Genomic DNA, 17,977 nt, shown 5'->3' with positions numbered 1-17,977 from the left:
ATCAATAAAAACACTAGGAGGGATTTACTGATGTCACCTACTCGCCAAGATGCATGGTCCCAAGATGAAGATTTATTGCTTGCTGAAGTTGTGTTAAGACATATTCGAGAAGGCGGGACACAGCTCCAAGCATTTGAAGAAGTTGGAAAACAGCTGTCTCGGACATCCGCTGCCTGCGGATTCCGCTGGAACTCGTTTGTAAGGAAGCAATATAAATCAGGAATTGAACTGGCAAAAAAACAGCGGAAAGAATTAAAAAAACAGGTCGTGCCTGCAGAAAAAGATTATCAAAAAGAGTTTACCAATGAAGAGACAACATCACATATTTCAGCTAGAAGTGAAGGAGTTACATTCCAATCCGTGCTGCACTTCTTAGAAGACCTTCATAAGAAAGCTTCTGCTGCGTCAATCATCGAGGAGGCGAAAGAGAAGTCTATTCAAAAAATAAAAGATCTTGAAAAAAAATCTTATTCGCTTGCAGCGGAAAATGAAAGATTATCAAAAAACCTAAAAGCAATCGAGGAGGACTACCGCTCTTTAATTGAAATTATGGAAAGAGCAAGAAAAATGGTTGTCTTGCAAGAAGAAGATAGACAACAAAAAGTAAAATTCCAAATGGATAAAAACGGAAACCTTGAAAGAGTTGAAAAATAGCAAAAGCGGACAATATGTCCGCTTTTTACTTTATCTGTCTAGCTGCTGCGCCTAGAGGCTCGGGGTCATAAGCCAATCCGCCAAGAAGGTAAAGACCAACCTTCTCGCCGGCTCGTCTTATGCCTGTCGCCTCTGGGCAAGGCGCTTTCGCTTACTTATTCATGATGTTGTGCTTCTACACCTTCTGGATACCAGACAAGTGGATTTTCACCACGGTCGCGTTCCATGTCGTATTCAACATTTGTAAAGTTCATATGCTCCCAAAAGTTTCTTGATTGTACTCTTGGGTTCGTTTTAATTGGGAGGCCCAAGCCTTTAGCAAACTCTACTAGTGTTTTCCCATACCCCTTGCCCTGATATTCTGGTAAGACCTCAAGCTTCCATAATTCTAAATAATTTTGTGGAGGATAGAAGTATCGATCAAACTTTGAGTCTATTTGATATAGACTCATACGGGCTACTAGTTTGTCTCCGAAATATATCCCGTAAAAAGGGGAGTCGCTATCATTATCAACCATATTTGCTTCTAAATCCTCGAGCATAGAAAGCTCCTGGATTCCATATTCTTTAAATTTTTTAAATTCCTCTAGTGTTTTAAAATTTACCTTTAATTTTTCAACCTTCATTACCATAATTAAGCCCCCTAAGAATTAATTTGTATATTAACTGTATATATTCATTTCTTGCTTGCTGAATAATATGGAATGGGATTAAAGAGATTATTCAGAATGAATTAATATATATTATATAACAAATACACGAAAAATTCTTTAAATAATTGCTTGAAGGTAAGCGTTTTCTAAACTTTCGGGTAGTAAAACGTGTAAACATAAGGGGAAAAATAAAAAAATGGATATTTTCATTATAATCTAAAAGCCCCATTTCACTAATAATTGAAATGGTTTTTTTTCTTTTTTAGGACAGACTTACAAACTAGTATCTGCTAAAATATTAATAAAATAGATAAAAATGGGTGGGTATTATGAATAATATTGGCATTATTGGCGCTGGTTCGATAGGATTATTATTCGCTTCTTACTTGGCTAAGGCTTTTTCTGTAACACTTTATACAAGGACATGTGAACAAGCAGAAGTAATCAATCAAAAGGGAATAATCCTTCAAAAGGGAAGGACTCAAAGGAGAGTCAGCGTTAAGGCTTTGCCAATTTCAATGTGGAAGGGTACTGAAGAATTAACGATTATTGCGGTAAAACAATATCAACTTCAATCTATTATTGACCATTTCAGGAATTTCGATTGCAGCCCTAAAAATCTATTATTTTTACAAAACGGTATGAGTCATTTAACATTAATTGAAAAAATTGATGCCGCTGCCATTCTTGTGGGGTCCGTTGAGCAGGGAGCAAGCAAGGTGAATTCAAATACGGTACGGCACAATGGTGAAGGAGCAGTCAATGCAGCTCTATATAAAGGTAAACCAGAAATCTTATTGGAGTTTGCGGAAGCGTGCGTACATATAGATTTTCCTATTACGATAAAAGACAATTATTATCAAATGATGGTAAATAAATTAATTGCCAATGCAGTAATAAATCCCTTAACAGCAATTCTTCAGGTCAAAAACGGGGAATTAATTACAAACACTTTCTATTTTGCTGCCGTAAAAAAACTATTCCTTGAAATCTCTTCTATATTAAATTTAGAAGATCCTATTAGGAAGTTTAGAGATATGATTAGAATTTGTAAAAAAACAGGTGAAAATCAGTCTTCAATGCTAAAAGATTTGGAGGCAGGAAGAAGGACTGAGGTAGACGCGATTCTTGGCTTTTTGTTAAATGAAGCAAATAAACAACAAAAGCCGGCAATAAATATTGAGAATTACTATTATTTATTAAAAGGGAAAGAAAAGGCTAGGGAGGGAGTTAATTGAATTCATTTATCTCATCAATCATCACTATATTTTTAACAGTACCTCTACTTGGGTTTTTCATCATCTTTGTAATAAATAAGCTAATTACCAAAAACGCTCGAAAGTCTTTTCATAAAGCCTTGGACTACTCAAATGTTTTATTTATCTTGGCCGTTCATTTTTTATTAATTACCATCTGGGGGAAATCATTTTTCTGGTGGATTCTGCTAATATTAATTATCATTGCAATGGTTTTTGTGGTAATACATTGGAGAATAAAGGGTGAAATTATCTTTACGAAGGTGTTTAAAGGCTTTTGGAGATTTAATTTTCTTATCTTCTTTTTAGCTTATATATCCTTAACTTTATTCGGTATATTGCGGAGTGCGGTAACTTTTACATTTTCCTAAGCAAAGATTTTTTTTATTAGGATAGATGATGTTATACTCATATGGAATGAATACGGTTGATTAGAAAGGAAGTACTTAAATGGAGATTTTAAATCTCTCATTATCAGCAACTAACCGGTTTGCTTCTAATTATCTAGAGCAATCTCCTGATATTTTGTCTTTTTTTCATTATCGGTTTAATGACATTGCCGAAGATCAGAAAAGATTGGATGAATTAAGTAATCGAAGCTTTCCACGTGAAGAAGTAGCTGATCACATTGAGAAATTTATGGAGCGTTTTCCATCATCAGAGGCAGTAAATAATTCGCTTGCAAAACTAAAACAATTGAATAGTGTAGTTGTCATTGGTGGTCAACAAGCAGGAATACTTACCGGCCCTCTTTATTCAATACATAAAATCATCTCAATTATTAAATTGGCTGAGGAAAAAGAGAAACAGCTTGGAACTCCCGTTGTGCCTGTATTCTGGATAGCAGGAGAAGATCATGATTTTCATGAAGTTAATCATGTGTTCATGCCGGTAGAGCAAAGAGTTGACAAATGGTCTTACCCAGAAAAGGTTAAACAAAAGAAGATGGTCTCGGATATTAACCTGAATAAAGAAATTTGTAGGGAATGGGTAAGTAATCTTATTGAAAATTTTGGGGAGACGAACCATACAAAACAATTAATTAGTTTTGCTGAAGAAGCGTTATTGAATTCAACTACCTTTGTTGACTTTTTTGCCAATATTGTTATGGAACTTTTTAAAGATTTTGGCTTATTAATAGTCGATTCAGGTGATAGTAATTTCCGTCTCTTGCAAAAAGAAAACTTCTCTAAACAAATTCAACACCATAGGGAAGTTACAAATTATTTACTCGAACAGCAAAGTGTAATCGGCAAAAATGGGTTTCCAATCACAATTGATTCAACTGAAAGAGCGGCGAATATCTTTTACTGCTATCCAAAAACAAATGAACGAATTTTACTTGAATTTGATCAAGATAGTAATCGTTTTGTGGGGAAAAGTGGTGCAGTTTCCTTTACAAAAGACGAATTAATTGAAATTGCCTGCCAAGATCCTGCAAAACTTAGTAATAATGTGGTGACACGACCATTAATGCAAGAGTGGCTATTCCCGACACTAGCTTTTATTGCTGGACCGGGCGAAATTGCTTATTGGGCTGAATTGAAGCTTGTCTTTGAACATTTTAATATAAAAATGCCGCCTATTGTGCCAAGATTAAACATTACCCTGTTGGAAAGAGCTGTGGAAAGTGATATAAATGAGCTGCAATTAGAACTATCCGAGGTTTTAAGCAAGGGAAGTGTTGAAGAAAGAAATCGATTTCTCGAGTCCATAAAGGATAAAGAAGTTTCAGAACTATTCTCTTCACTAAAATCACAGTTATTAAAGCAATATGAGTTTATTGAAGCAAAAACGCATGAGCTTGATAGAAGCTTGCTGCCGTTATTAAAGAAAAATGAAAACTATCTTTTAAAGCAAATTGGATACATGGAAACAAAGCTGGAAGAATCAGTAAAGTCAAAGTTTGATGTGATTCTTAGTAAGTTTAACCGTATTGATTTATCCTTGCGTCCGGATGGTTTCCCTCAAGAGCGAGTGTGGAATATATTCTATTATTTAAATCAGTATGGAAATAATTTTATTAAAGAATTAATGGAACTTGAATTTGAATTTGATGGTCGGCATAAAGTAATTAAACTTTAAGAAACTTTACCAACGGTGAAGTTTCTTTTTCTGAGGAACTTCACCAACGGTGAAGTTTCTTTTTCTGAGGAACTTCACCAGGGTGAAGTTTTTTTTCTGAGGAACTTCACCAGGGTGAAGTTTCTTTTTTTTTATGAAAAATTTCTGGATAAAAAAGGATTTACGCAAGTAACCAAGAATTATTAAAAAATAAGTGGAGGAAAGTGGGGGAATGTGGTACATTTTATATAGAAAGTGGGGGTACCGGGTATGTTTATGGGTGAATACCATCATAGCATTGATATTAAAGGCCGTATGATTGTGCCATCCAAATTCCGCGAAGACCTTGGAGAGATGTTTATCATCACCCGCGGTTTGGATCAATGTTTGTTTGGTTACCCATTATCAGAGTGGGCACTGATTGAAGAAAAACTTAAAGGCCTGCCTCTGACGAAAAAAGATGCCCGTGCATTTACCCGATTCTTCTTTTCTGGTGCAACAGAAAGCGAACTGGATAAACAAGGAAGAATTAACATTCCGGCACCATTGCTTCAGTATGCAAAATTAGAAAAAGAATGTGTAGTTTTAGGAGTTTCCAATCGAATCGAAATTTGGAGCAAACAGATTTGGGAAGACTATTTCTCGCAGTCCGAAGATTCTTTTGCCGAAATTGCAGAAAATATGATTGGTTTTGATATATAATGGACAAGTTATTCTATTATAACTCCGTTTTATATCGTTCGATTGGAAAAGGTGATAATGATGTTTGAACATACAACTGTGTTACTAGATGAAGCTGTTAATGGATTGAATATTAAACCAAACGGCATTTATGTTGATTGTACTTTAGGTGGAGCAGGCCACAGTTCCCAGATACTTTCACAACTTACTGATAACGGAAAATTGTTTGCCTTCGATCAAGACGAAATAGCTATTGCACATGCAAAAGAGAAATTGTCACTCTATGGTGAGCAACTAACAATAATCAAAAGCAATTTCTTATACCTAAAGGAAGAACTTGAAAAGCTAGGGATTGAGAAAGTTGACGGGGTTTTATATGACCTTGGTGTGTCCTCTCCTCAATTAGATACTCCGGAAAGAGGCTTCAGTTATCATCATGATGCACCGCTTGACATGAGAATGGATAATGAAGCACAAATTTCAGCATACGATGTTATTAATCATTGGTCTTACGAGGATTTGGTCAGGATCTTTTTTCGCTATGGTGAAGAGAAATTCTCTAAGCAAATTGCCCGAAAAATCGAGGCTAGAAGAGAGATACAGCCAATTGAAACCACATTTGAGCTGGTTGACCTGATTAAGGAAGGGATTCCTGCCCCTGCAAGAAGGAAGGGCGGACATCCAGCTAAGAGGATTTTTCAGGCAGTAAGAATCGCCGTGAATGATGAATTGGCTGTTTTCGAGAAGTCTTTGCAAAAAGCAATTGATATTCTTAATCCAGGAGGAAGGATAAGTGTTATTACCTTTCACTCATTAGAAGATCGGATTTGTAAAGCTGCTTTTAAGAAAGCAAGTGAAATTCCAGATTTACCGCATGGCTTACCTGTGATTCCCGAGGAATTCAAACCTATTATGAAGTTAATTACTAGAAAACCAATTCTTCCATCAGAGGAAGAATTAGAACATAATAATCGCGCCCGATCTGCAAAGCTTCGTATTGCAGAAAAATTATAAAAAAATTATGTGGAGGGGAAAGAATGAGTAGTCTTGCCAGGAAATTTCAGCAACAGCAGCATGTAGAACGGACAGTAGAGGTACCGGAACGTACTATTGTAAAAACAAAAAAGCACTGGCTAACACCTGGGGAGAAAATAATCGGAATCGTATTTACAGGGTTGGTTTGTTTTGGTGCCGTCAACCTCATCTCGAATCAAGCAGAAATTTACCAGGTAAATAAGGATATTCAGGAAGTTCAAACTTCGATAAATGAACTAGAAAAGGTAAACAATGACCTGCAGGTACAAGTAAGTGAGCTTAGTACGTATGAGCGGATTTGGGAAAAAGCAAAACAAATGGGACTTGTTTTAAACGAAAATAACGTCAAGGTTGTGCACGAGAAATGAACAAGAAACAACCATATATGAATTTCGGAGCAGCCGGTTTGTTTGTACTATTCGGCCTGCTCTTTTTTATATTGCTATTGAGGTATTTTTCCATTCAATTTACTGGCGAGGTCGGTTCCCAGCCGCTTGCAGCAAAAGCACAGCAAAAATACAGCAGAACAGGGAATTTGGAAGCGGTAAGAGGTGTGATTTATGACAAAAATGGGGAAGTGGTCTCTGAGGATACAACTTCTTATACATTGATTGCCATTTTAGATAAAAAGATGACTACGAATTCAAAAAAGCCGAACCATGTTACGGACCCAGAAAAAACAGCAAGGGAATTGGCAAAGTTTATCGAAATGGAAGAATCTAAGATTTATAGTATTTTAACTAAAGATCAGTTTCAGGTTGAATTTGGGAAAGCGGGAAGAGACATTTCTCACCAAACAAAAAAAGAAATTGAAGCTTTAAAACTTCCAGGGATTACATTTAAACGAGACTCAAAAAGGTTTTATCCGAATGGAATTTTTGCTTCTCACCTAGTTGGATACGCTGACAGAATTGATGAAAAGGATGGAACCTACAATTACGTCGGGAAAATGGGGATTGAACAAACATTAAATAAAGAGTTAACTGGCAAGGATGGGAAAATTAATTACGAAAGTGATTTATGGGGATATTTGCTTCCAAACGGTGAACAGAAGGTTACCCCTGCTGAGAACGGAAATGATGTCTACTTAACGATTGACAAGAAGATTCAAACATTTCTAGAAGATGCTATGAACAAGGTAGTTGAGGAATATAATCCAAAGAAAATCATCGCCATTGTAGCTGATCCAAAAACAGGTGAAATCTTAGCGATGGGACAGAGACCTTCCTTTCACCCTAAAACGAAGGAAGGGATTGAAAACAGCTGGCATAACGAAGCCATTGAATCTTCTTTTGAGCCAGGTTCAACGATGAAGATTTTCACACTTGCTGCGGCTATTGAAGAAAATAAATTTAATCCTAATGAATTTTTCCAGTCTGGGTCTTATAGAGTAACATCAAAAGATAAGCCAATACATGACCATAATAGATCTGGATGGGGAACCATTTCCTATCTTGAGGGAGTTCAGCGCTCTTCGAATGTTGCTTTTGCAAAGCTGGCAAATGAAAAATTAGGTTTTGAAAAATTCCGTGAGTACTTAACTAAATTTGGATTGGACCGACCAACCGGTATCGACCTTCCAAATGAAACGTCTGGAAAAATTCAATTTACCTGGCCAATTGAAAAAGCAACCACTGCATATGGACAAGGGACCGCGATTACGCCAATCCAGCAAATCCAGGCGGCAACAGCGATTGCGAATAAGGGGAAAATGATGAAGCCTCACGTGGTAGACAAAATCGTCAATCACGACACAGGAAAAGTAATTCGTGATACTACGCCAGAAGTTGTTGGCACACCCATTTCTGCTAAAACCGCAAAAGAAGTACTTGATATTCTTGAAACAGTAGTAACAAATGAAGAAACGGGTACGGGAAATCGATATCAGATTGATGGCTATAGTGTAGCAGGAAAAACAGGAACTGCAAGTATTCCTGATCCTAAGGGCGGTTATTTAGGAGGACAAGAAGATTATATTTTTTCATTTTTAGGCATGGCTCCTGCTGATAATCCAAAATTAATTGTATACGTTGCAGTTCAACAACCGGAAATTGAGCACTATTCCATGGGCTCTATCCCAGTTTCAATGGTTTTTAATCCTGTTATGAAAAATAGTTTACAATACTTAAATATTCAACCTTCACAACAAGAAAAAGCCTCTACGACAAAACTAGGAGAGTTCGAAGGTCAAGTTGTAACAGAAACAATAAAAAAACTTGAGGAACAGGAACTAGAGGTAGTTGTTTTAGGAAAGGGAACAAAAGTAACGGGACAGCTTCCAGCTGCCGGTACAAATGTTCTAGAAGGTGAGAAAATTATTCTTCAAACTGATGGAGAGTTGAATGTACCTGATTTTTCAGGGTGGTCACTCAGAGACGTGATGAAGGTTGCAAAAATATCTGGAGTTAAACTAAATTCTACAGGCAGCGGTTATGTGGTTAAGCAAAGTCTCAAAGAGGGTGCGCTTTTACGCAAAGGAGATTTTTTAATCGTTGATTTAAAAACTCCAGAAGAAATCTTGAAGTCAGAGGAAGAAAACAAAGAAGCTGATGAAAATAGTGAGTTATCTGATGAAGTGGCAGAAGAGGTCCCGCTAGATTGATAATAGGCTTAGAACGGTGTCAGTAATCGTTCTATCCAAATAAGTACAAGCATATAAATGAACGAGTAGGATAAAGGAGGCTCGTTCATTTTATGCGTGTTTCAAATGTAACTGTCCGTAAGAGGTTAATGATTGCATTGTTCGTTGGAATTCTTATCTTTTTAATCATTGATGTCCGACTTGGTTATGTACAGTTTGTTCTAGGTGATATGTTGACCGGTCAAGCTAAAGGTTCTTGGAGTAGAAATATTCCATTTGAACCAGAGCGCGGCGAGATTATAGACCGTAATGGTGTTCCATTAGCCACAAATGTTAGTGCTCCAACTGTATATGTAGTACCGAGACAGGTCAAAGACCCTGCTGCAACTTCTGAAAAACTTGCCGCTGTGTTAAATATTCCAAAGGAAAATGCATATCGGCAAATCACCCAGGGTGAATCTATTGTAAGGATAAAAGAGGGTAGAAAGATTTCTCATGAAAAAGCAAAAGAAATCAGGGCTTTAGGACTTGAAGGTGTTTATATAGGTGAAGACTCAAAAAGGCATTACCCGTTTGGGAGTTATCTTTCTCATGTTTTAGGATTTGCTGGGGTGGACAACCAGGGGTTAATGGGATTAGAGCTATATTACGACAAAGAACTTAGCGGTGAGAAAGGCTCTGTTAAGTTTTATGCCAATGCAAAGGGTGAAAGAATGAATGACATGGCTGACGATTACGAGCATCCCGTTGATGGTCTTGATTTAAAGCTTACAATCGATACCAAAATTCAAACCATTATTGAGCGAGAGCTTGATATTGCGGAAGCAACCTATAATCCAGATGGAATTATTGCGATTGCCATGAATCCGAATAATGGAAAAATTTTAGGGATGTCTAGTCGGCCGACATTCGACCCAGCAAATTTTAGGAATGTTCCTCAGGAAGTATATAACCGGAATCTTCCTGTGTGGTCAAGCTATGAGCCAGGTTCAACATTTAAAATCATCACGCTTGCTGCTGCTCTCGAGGAAGGGAAAGTGGATTTGGAAAAGGAACATTTCCATGATCCAGGTTCAGTAGAAGTTGCGGGTGCAAGGTTAAAATGCTGGAAACGCGGTGGCCATGGAAGCCAGACTTTTTTAGAAGTAGTCCAAAATTCATGTAACCCAGGATTTGTGGAACTCGGTCAAAGATTAGGAAAAGATACATTGTTTAAATATATAAAAGATTTTGGTTTTGGGCAGAAAACAGGGATTGACTTAGCGGGTGAAGGTTCAGGGATATTATTTAATTTAGAACGAGTGGGTCCTGTTGAACTAGCAACAACGGCTTTTGGTCAAGGCGTATCTGTAACGCCCATTCAACAGGTCGCAGCTGTTGCCGCAGCTGTAAACGGCGGTATTCTTTATAAGCCATATATCGCAGAAGAGTTAATTGATCCTGTTACAAAAGAAGTAGTGATGAGAAATACTCCTGTGGAGAAACGAAGAGTTATCTCTGAAGCAACGTCCAAGGAAATTCGCCATGCCCTAGAAAGTGTTGTGGCACAAGGTACTGGTTTCAGGGCCTTTGTTGACTCCTATCGAATTGGTGGCAAAACAGGAACCGCACAAAAAGCGCAAAACGGAAGATATTTGGAAAACAATTTTATCGTTTCTTTTATGGGTTTTGCCCCTGCAGATGATCCAGAAATCGTTGTATATGTGGCCGTAGATAACCCCAAAGGCGGGCTTATCTTTGGGGGAACCATAAGTGCTCCAATCGTTGGCAGTATCATGAAGGATGGTCTTATGGCAATGGGAGTAAAACCTAGGAAAGATCAAATTGAAAAAGAATTAAGATGGCCGGACACGGCGCCAATAACCCTTCCAGACTTAACAGGTCTAACAAAATTGGAAATTACCGAACAGCTGCTAAATCTTAAGATTGATGCAAGTGGTGAAGGTGACATTGTTGTAAGACAATCCCCTGAAGCCGGTACAAAAGTAAAAGAAGGTTCAACAATTAGACTTTATTTTGGTAAAGAGGAATAAAGATAGTGTAAAAAATTTCTTTGTTAGGCGGCCGGAATGATTTCCGCCGCCTGTTTTTTTTGAAAAACTAAAGGATAAATGGCATTCTACTTTGTTTTGCTGTAAAATAAGGTGAATCTTTTTAAGAGAAATTTTTATGTAAAAAATTGTTGATTTTGCAAAAGGCAAGAGAGGAATTGAGATTATGAAATTACATGATTTACTTCAACATTTGCACCTCCTTGTTCCTTATCAAGGAACTGATGCTGAGATTTCGTCGATTGAAAACGACAATCGCAAGGTGCAAAAGGGAAGTTTATTTATTTGTATTAAAGGATATACCGTCGATGGACATGATTATGCGGAATCCGCAGTGAATAATGGAGCTGCCGCAGTGCTAGCTGAGCGCGCACTTCCCCTTTCTGTACCCGTCATAATCGTTAATGATACAACTAGGGCGATGGCAGTATTAGCTGATGCTTTTTATAACCATCCAACAAAAAAACTACATTTAATCGGAATCACAGGGACTAACGGGAAAACAACCACCAGTCATCTAATCGAAAAAATATTTTCTGATGTAAATCGGAGTACGGGATTAATAGGAACCATGTATACAAAAATAGGCAGCCAGAAGATTGAAACGAAAAATACAACACCAGAAAGTTTAATCCTTCAAAAGGGTTTCCAACAAATGCTTGATGCTGGTGTAGATACAGCAATAATGGAGGTTTCATCACATGCCTTACATATGGGGAGAGTACATGGTTGTGACTATGATATAGCCGTATTTACAAACCTCAGCCAAGATCATTTAGACTACCATAAAACAATGGACGACTATAAGCACGCTAAGAGTTTATTATTTTCTCAGCTAGGAAATACTTTTGACCCTAATAAACCCAAATATGCAATCTTAAATGCAGATGACTCTGCTTCTGAAATATATCGCAAATCAACAGCAGCCCATGTTGTTACGTATGGAATTGATAATGAGGCAGATTTCCATGCTAGAAATATTAAGATGACTTCTAGTGGGACTACTTTTGAAATAGTAATAAAAGAGAAGAGTTATCCAATCAATATACAGCTAATTGGGAAGTTTAGTGTTTATAATGTTTTGGCTAGTATCGCTGCAGCCTTTGTTTCAAATATTCCGATGGTGGAAATTATTGATTCTATCGAAAGTGTTAAAGGGGTAGACGGAAGATTCGAGCTCGTAAATGCAGGTCAAGAATTTACAGTTATAGTGGATTATGCACATACACCAGATAGCTTAGAAAATGTCTTGAAAACAATACAAAGCTTTGCCAATAAAAGGGTTTTTGTAGTAGTAGGATGTGGAGGAGACCGTGATAAAACAAAGCGGCCATTGATGGCTGAAATTGCATGTCGGTATGGTACAGATCCTATTTTCACCTCGGATAACCCAAGAAGTGAAGACCCTTTAGCAATATTAAGAGATATGGAGAATGGTGTATCAGGGGAAAGCTACATTACCATTCCTGATAGAAAAGAGGCTATTGTTAAGGCAATTAACCAGGCTGCTGATGGAGATGTAATCTTAATCGCTGGTAAAGGCCACGAAACATACCAGATAATTGGCAGTAAAGTTTATGATTTTGATGACCGAGTCATTGCTCGGGAAGCTATCGAGGAGAGATAGAAATGTACTTAGCTTTTGATGATTTAGTAGCAATATTCCCGGAGTTTAAGGGTATAAAAGAGGCGGATCATTTATATTTTACGGTCACTGACAATGCAGGCAGAGAGCAGACACGAGGTTTATTTATACCGTTAAATGATGATTCAGGGGAACTTTTAGATGCAATCGCAAATGGGGCCATTGCAGCAGTTTGGGATAAAAAGAGACAGATACCGAGATATACTCCCAATCACTTTCCCATCTTTTTTACTGAAAATCCAACCTCAGGAGTCCGAGATTTGTTGCGATTTTATTTTGATAAAATAGACGGAGATAAAGTAGAGAAAATGAATATGACCGATTTCGCATTTTTAAATAAAAAACTTCTCAAAGAAAACAAAGAAACATATGATATAGCTGTAATGTTGGAAAAGATAGCTATGAAGAATTCGAATAATGATGTAGAGAGGAGGGGGTAAAAATGCTGGAGCAAGTTATTTTTTTCACAATTTTAATGGGCTTCCTGATTACCGTATTGCTTTCTCCAATTTTTATTCCCTTCTTAAGAAGGTTGAAATTTGGACAAAGCATTAGGGAAGAAGGTCCCAAATCCCATCAAGTAAAAACGGGTACACCGACGATGGGCGGTATCATGATTTTATTTTCCATTATTATTACTACTCTTGTCATGACTGGAAAGTTTTCTGAACCAACTGTTAAAACCTATTTACTTATTCTAGTAACATTTGGATTTGGTTTATTAGGATTTTTGGATGATTTTATCAAAGTCGCATTAAAGCGTAATTTAGGTTTAACCTCTAGACAAAAGCTTTTAGGGCAAATTATTATTTCAGTTATTTTTTATCTTGTTTATAAAGAAAATGGTTTTCCTACGGAAATTACGATCCCAGGTAGTGATTACTCCATTGAATTAGGCTGGTTTTTTGTGTTTTTCATTGTTTTTTGGCTGGTAGGCTTTTCAAATGCAGTCAATTTGACAGATGGACTAGATGGATTACTTTCAGGGACGGCCGCGATAGCTTTTGGTGCCTATGCTGTCTTAGCTTGGAATCAATCGCAGATGGAAGTGGCAATCTTTTCAGTTGCTGTAGCTGGGGCTGTTTTAGGGTTCCTAGTTTTTAATGCTCACCCTGCAAAGGTGTTTATGGGTGATACCGGGTCACTCGCCCTTGGTGGTGCGATTGCTACCATAGCTATTTTAACAAAGTTGGAATTATTGTTAGTTATTATAGGCGGCGTATTTGTAATTGAAACCTTGTCGGTTATTTTGCAGGTTATCTCTTTTAAAACAACAGGGAAAAGGATTTTTCGGATGAGTCCACTCCATCACCACTACGAGCTGCTTGGTTGGTCTGAATGGAAGGTTGTTGTAACTTTTTGGAGTGTTGGTTTAATATTAGCGATACTAGGTATCTATATTGAGGTGTGGTTATAAGTGAAGCAGATTAATACGTATATTCATAAAAAAATACTCGTCCTTGGACTTGCAAAAAGCGGGGTAACGGCTGCTGCTCTTTTACATAAACTTGGAGCGTTCGTGACAGTAAATGATAAAAAACCATTATCAGAAAATCCAGAGGCGCGAGGGTTATTAGAGCAAGGTATTAAAGTCATATGTGGTGAACACCCTGTGGAACTACTCGATGAAGGATTCGAACTTATCGTTAAAAATCCCGGCATTCCGTATCAAAACCCTATCATTGAAGGCGCTATTGAGAAGGGGATACCTGTTTTAACAGAGGTGGAGCTTGCTTACCAAATATCTGAAGCACCTTTCATTGGTATAACCGGGACAAATGGAAAAACGACCACGACAACATTAATTTTTGAAATGTTGAATGCGGGTAATAAGAAGCCTTTAATTGCCGGTAATATTGGAACAGTAGCTTCTGGTGTAGCGGAAGAAGCGACGGCAGAAAATAATATCGTTATCGAATTATCATCCTTTCAATTAATGGGAATAGAAACATTCAAGCCTAAGATAGCCATTATTACGAATTTGTATAATGCTCATATAGATTATCATGGAAACAGAGAAGAGTATTATAAAGCAAAAGCGAATATTACCAAAAATCAGACGGATGAAGATTACTTTATTTATAATGCAGATCAGCAGGAAGTGGTGGAAATTGCTGCAAAATCCCGGGCTGCTGCTATTCCATTTTCGACAAAGCGCGTGATTACGGAAGGTGCTTACATTAATGAGGGCTGGATTTGCTTTAAAGGCGAAAAAGTAATGTTAGTAGAAGAAATAGCTCTTCCTGGTGTTCATAACCTTGAAAATATCTTATCTGCAATGGCAGCTGCAAAGTTAACAGGTGTTAAGAATGATGCCATTATAAGTGTTCTTAGAACGTTCACAGGGGTTAAACACCGTCTTCAGTACGTTACAGAAATTGCTGATAGAAAGTTTTATAATGACTCAAAGGCAACAAATATACTTGCCACTATCCCGGCGTTAGAGGCTTTTAAGAATCCGATAATTCTGCTTGCCGGCGGGCTTGACCGTGGAAATGAATTTGATGAACTAATACCATATTTGAAAAATGTAAAAGCATTAATTACTTTTGGTCAAACTGCAGGGAAAATTCAGCGGGTGGGGGTAGAAGCAGGAATAAAACAAATTAACACTGTCGATAATGTTGAAAAGGCCGTGCCTGTTGCTTATGAATATTCAGAACCAGGTGACGTTATTTTGTTATCTCCTGCATGTGCAAGCTGGGATCAATATAAAAGTTTTGAAGTCAGGGGAGACATTTTTATCGAAGCGGTGCATAAGCTTAAGTAAGGGCTTGTCCAACGAAAAGCGGAAGCGACTTGTCAAGGAAAAAAGCAGTTCATTTTTTCCCAGGAGCGACAGGCATAAGACGAGCCGACGGGAAGGTTGTTCTTTAACCTTCTCGTTGGATTGGCTTATGACCGAGGAAAAAGCGATTTTTCTTTTTCCACCGAGCTCCTAGTCGCTGGAGCTGGACATCTATCGAAGCCTTAAAACTTGCTATTCGAGGTGTTAGGTGTGCCGACAAAGAGAACAACTCCTGATTTTATATTATTAATTTGTACATTTACGTTATTGGCAGTAGGGCTTATTATGGTTTATAGTGCGAGTGCGGTATGGGCGGAATATAAATTCGATGACTCGTTCTTCTTTGCAAAGAGACAAACGCTATTTGCGGGTGTTGGGATTGCAGCCATGTTTTTTATCATGAATATTAATTATTGGACATGGAGAGAGTGGTCAAAGGTCATTTTGATAACCTGCTTTGTGTTACTAATACTCGTACTCATTCCAGGGGTTGGAAATGTTCGAAATGGCTCGCGGAGCTGGATTGGCGTAGGTGCCTTCTCCATTCAGCCATCAGAGTTTATGAAGCTTGCTATGATTGCCTTTTTAGCGAAGTTTCTTTCTGAGAGACAGAAATTGATCACCTCCTTTAAAAAAGGGCTGGTGCCATCTTTAGGTCTTGTATTTGTTGCCTTTGCCTTGATTATGCTCCAACCAGATTTAGGTACTGGAACTGTAATGATTGGCACCTGTGTAATTATGATATTTATTGCTGGTGCTAGAGTTGGACACTTTGCATTATTAGGTTTAATAGGATTAGCAGGATTTGTCGGTTTGATTGCTTCTGCTCCCTATAGGATAAAAAGGATCACCTCTTTCTTAGACCCTTGGCAAGACCCGCTAGGGAGTGGTTTTCAAATTATCCAATCGCTCTATGCAATTGGTCCAGGCGGCTTATTCGGTCTTGGGCTAGGTGAAAGCAGACAGAAGTTTTTTTACTTACCTGAACCACAAACTGACTTCATTTTTGCAATATTAGCAGAAGAACTAGGTTTTATTGGCGGTTCCTTTATTCTGCTTTTATTTGCACTGTTGTTATGGAGGGGAATTCGTATTGCCTTAGGGGCACCCGATTTGTATGGAAGCTTTCTGGCAGTTGGAATCATTTCAATGGTCGCCATTCAAGTTATGATAAACGTCGGTGTAGTAACTGGTTTAATGCCTGTTACTGGAATCACTCTTCCGTTCCTGAGTTATGGCGGATCTTCTCTAACCTTAATGTTGATGGCTATAGGTGTTTTATTAAACATAAGCCGTTATTCTAGATATTAATTTACCCTGTTCTTGAGGCAGGGTCTTTTTATTTATTTCTTTTGTTAGTTTACAATTAGATAACATTCTTTTTTCAATCCTTACCTTCTGTTAATTTTATAGTAAGATAGGATAAGAAATGAGCGTAAAGCATTTTTTAATTTGAGGTGGGCATATGAAAATAGTAGTAAGCGGCGGTGGAACTGGAGGACATATTTATCCGGCTCTTGCATTCATAAGGGAAATACAAAAAGAAAATAAGGATGCGCAAGTTTTATACATAGGGACAAAGAGCGGGTTGGAAAGTACAATTGTTCCTCGGGAAAAGATTCCTTTTAAATCTATCCATATTACCGGATTCAAAAGAAAATTATCCTTAGATAATGTCAAAACGATTTTAAGATTCTTAAAAGGTGCTAGGGACAGTAAAAAAATGCTAAAAGAATTCCAGCCTGATATTGTAATTGGAACAGGTGGTTATGTCTGTGGGCCCGTTGTATATGCAGCTGCTAAATTAAAAATTCCAACCATTGTCCACGAGCAGAATAGTGTTCCTGGGTTAACAAATAAATTTTTAAGCAGATATGTTAACAAGATTGCTATTTGTTTTGAAGAAGCACGAGAATATTTCCCAAAAGAAAAAGTGGTTTTTACTGGTAACCCGCGGGCATCCGAAGTCATTGGGCAAGATGGCATTAAAGGAAGACTTTCGACAGGCTTAAGTACGACAATGCCAGCAGTATTAATTTTCGGGGGCAGCCGTGGTGCAAGACCCATAAATGATGCTGTTGTTAAGGCGCTCTCTGAATTTGGTGAAAAGCCCTATCAAGTACTGTATATTACGGGGGATGTGCATTTTGCCGACGTGCAAAAAGAAGCTGAACTTGTTGGGAATCCTAAAAACGTAGTGATAAAGCCTTTTATTCATAACATGCCTGAGGTTCTGGCAGGGATTGACTTAGTTGTCTCAAGAGCCGGTGCAACGACACTTGCTGAAATCACTTCATTAGGAATTCCGAGTATTCTCGTGCCAAGTCCTTATGTTACGAATAATCATCAAGAAAAAAATGCAAGGTCACTTAGTGATCATGGAGCAGCAGAATTACTTATCGAGAAAGACTTAAATAGCAAAAGTCTAATTCAACATATAGATAAAATTCTGTTAGACCAAGAGAATCTAAAAATGATGAAAATAAAAGCAAAAAATTTAGGGGTACCGGACTCTGCTGAAAGGCTATATAAACTTATGAAACAGCTAGTCCAAGGAAAACAAAAGTAG

16 protein-coding genes are annotated in these 17,977 nt (G+C 37.7%); 15 read left to right on the top strand and 1 reads right to left on the bottom strand.

The window, feature by feature from the left end:
• The first annotated feature begins 30 nt into the window (after positions 1-30).
• Complete coding sequence (locus CHI06_RS07245) at positions 31-654, top strand: RsfA family transcriptional regulator (RefSeq protein ID WP_095247755.1); 624 nt, start codon at positions 31-33, stop codon at positions 652-654.
• Positions 655-809: 155 nt separating this feature from the next.
• Here the strand turns inward: CHI06_RS07245 and CHI06_RS07240 are convergent, their stop codons facing one another.
• Positions 810-1,286 carry an N-acetyltransferase gene (locus CHI06_RS07240; RefSeq protein ID WP_095247754.1) on the bottom strand — a complete coding sequence of 159 codons (477 nt, stop codon included), beginning with the start codon at positions 1,284-1,286 and terminating at the stop codon, positions 810-812.
• Positions 1,287-1,636: 350 nt separating this feature from the next.
• Between CHI06_RS07240 and CHI06_RS07235 the strand changes: the two genes are divergently transcribed.
• The 14 genes from CHI06_RS07235 (at position 1,637) to murG (ending at position 17,977) form a co-directional block, all read left to right on the top strand.
• Positions 1,637-2,545: a 2-dehydropantoate 2-reductase gene (locus tag CHI06_RS07235; RefSeq protein WP_095247753.1), complete on the top strand. Its 909-nt coding sequence runs from the start codon at positions 1,637-1,639 to the stop codon at positions 2,543-2,545.
• The gene (locus CHI06_RS07230; RefSeq protein WP_095247752.1) at positions 2,542-2,934 is read left to right on the top strand and encodes a DUF3397 domain-containing protein; all 393 of its coding nucleotides are present in this window, start codon (positions 2,542-2,544) and stop codon (positions 2,932-2,934) included. The genes CHI06_RS07235 and CHI06_RS07230 overlap by 4 nt, the downstream gene beginning before the upstream one ends.
• Positions 2,935-3,013: 79 nt before the next feature.
• The gene (gene bshC, locus CHI06_RS07225; RefSeq protein WP_095247751.1) at positions 3,014-4,648 is read left to right on the top strand and encodes a bacillithiol biosynthesis cysteine-adding enzyme BshC; all 1,635 of its coding nucleotides are present in this window, start codon (positions 3,014-3,016) and stop codon (positions 4,646-4,648) included.
• Positions 4,649-4,897: 249 nt separating this feature from the next.
• On the top strand, positions 4,898-5,329 hold the full coding sequence (gene mraZ / locus CHI06_RS07220) for a division/cell wall cluster transcriptional repressor MraZ (protein WP_095247750.1): 432 nt from the start codon (positions 4,898-4,900) through the stop codon (positions 5,327-5,329).
• A gap of 60 nt (positions 5,330-5,389) precedes the next feature.
• On the top strand, positions 5,390-6,322 hold the full coding sequence (gene rsmH, locus CHI06_RS07215; RefSeq protein WP_095247749.1) for a 16S rRNA (cytosine(1402)-N(4))-methyltransferase RsmH: 933 nt from the start codon (positions 5,390-5,392) through the stop codon (positions 6,320-6,322).
• Positions 6,323-6,345: 23 nt separating this feature from the next.
• On the top strand, positions 6,346-6,711 hold the full coding sequence (gene ftsL / locus CHI06_RS07210) for a cell division protein FtsL (protein WP_095247748.1): 366 nt from the start codon (positions 6,346-6,348) through the stop codon (positions 6,709-6,711).
• The gene (locus CHI06_RS07205; RefSeq protein ID WP_095247747.1) at positions 6,708-8,945 is read left to right on the top strand and encodes a penicillin-binding protein; all 2,238 of its coding nucleotides are present in this window, start codon (positions 6,708-6,710) and stop codon (positions 8,943-8,945) included. The genes ftsL and CHI06_RS07205 overlap by 4 nt, the downstream gene beginning before the upstream one ends.
• A gap of 92 nt (positions 8,946-9,037) precedes the next feature.
• Positions 9,038-10,957: a stage V sporulation protein D gene (locus CHI06_RS07200; protein ID WP_095247746.1), complete on the top strand. Its 1,920-nt coding sequence runs from the start codon at positions 9,038-9,040 to the stop codon at positions 10,955-10,957.
• A 184-nt stretch (positions 10,958-11,141) separates the two neighbouring features.
• The gene (locus CHI06_RS07195) at positions 11,142-12,602 is read left to right on the top strand and encodes a UDP-N-acetylmuramoyl-L-alanyl-D-glutamate--2,6-diaminopimelate ligase (protein WP_095247745.1); all 1,461 of its coding nucleotides are present in this window, start codon (positions 11,142-11,144) and stop codon (positions 12,600-12,602) included.
• A 2-nt stretch (positions 12,603-12,604) separates the two neighbouring features.
• Positions 12,605-13,060: a hypothetical protein gene (locus CHI06_RS07190; RefSeq protein WP_095247744.1), complete on the top strand. Its 456-nt coding sequence runs from the start codon at positions 12,605-12,607 to the stop codon at positions 13,058-13,060.
• A 2-nt stretch (positions 13,061-13,062) separates the two neighbouring features.
• Positions 13,063-14,037: a phospho-N-acetylmuramoyl-pentapeptide-transferase gene (gene mraY / locus CHI06_RS07185; protein WP_095247743.1), complete on the top strand. Its 975-nt coding sequence runs from the start codon at positions 13,063-13,065 to the stop codon at positions 14,035-14,037.
• The gene (gene murD / locus CHI06_RS07180) at positions 14,038-15,390 is read left to right on the top strand and encodes a UDP-N-acetylmuramoyl-L-alanine--D-glutamate ligase (protein ID WP_095247742.1); all 1,353 of its coding nucleotides are present in this window, start codon (positions 14,038-14,040) and stop codon (positions 15,388-15,390) included.
• A gap of 228 nt (positions 15,391-15,618) precedes the next feature.
• A complete protein-coding gene (spoVE, locus tag CHI06_RS07175; RefSeq protein WP_095247741.1) occupies positions 15,619-16,719 on the top strand; it encodes a stage V sporulation protein E in 1,101 nt (366 codons plus the stop codon).
• Between the two features lie 154 nt (positions 16,720-16,873).
• Positions 16,874-17,977: an undecaprenyldiphospho-muramoylpentapeptide beta-N-acetylglucosaminyltransferase gene (murG, locus tag CHI06_RS07170; RefSeq protein ID WP_095247740.1), complete on the top strand. Its 1,104-nt coding sequence runs from the start codon at positions 16,874-16,876 to the stop codon at positions 17,975-17,977.

This window comes from Bacillus sp. 7884-1 (genome assembly GCF_002272245.1).
Classification (GTDB): Bacteria; Bacillota; Bacilli; order Bacillales; family Cytobacillaceae; genus Neobacillus.
This window is presented reverse-complemented; position numbering and strand designations above follow the sequence as displayed.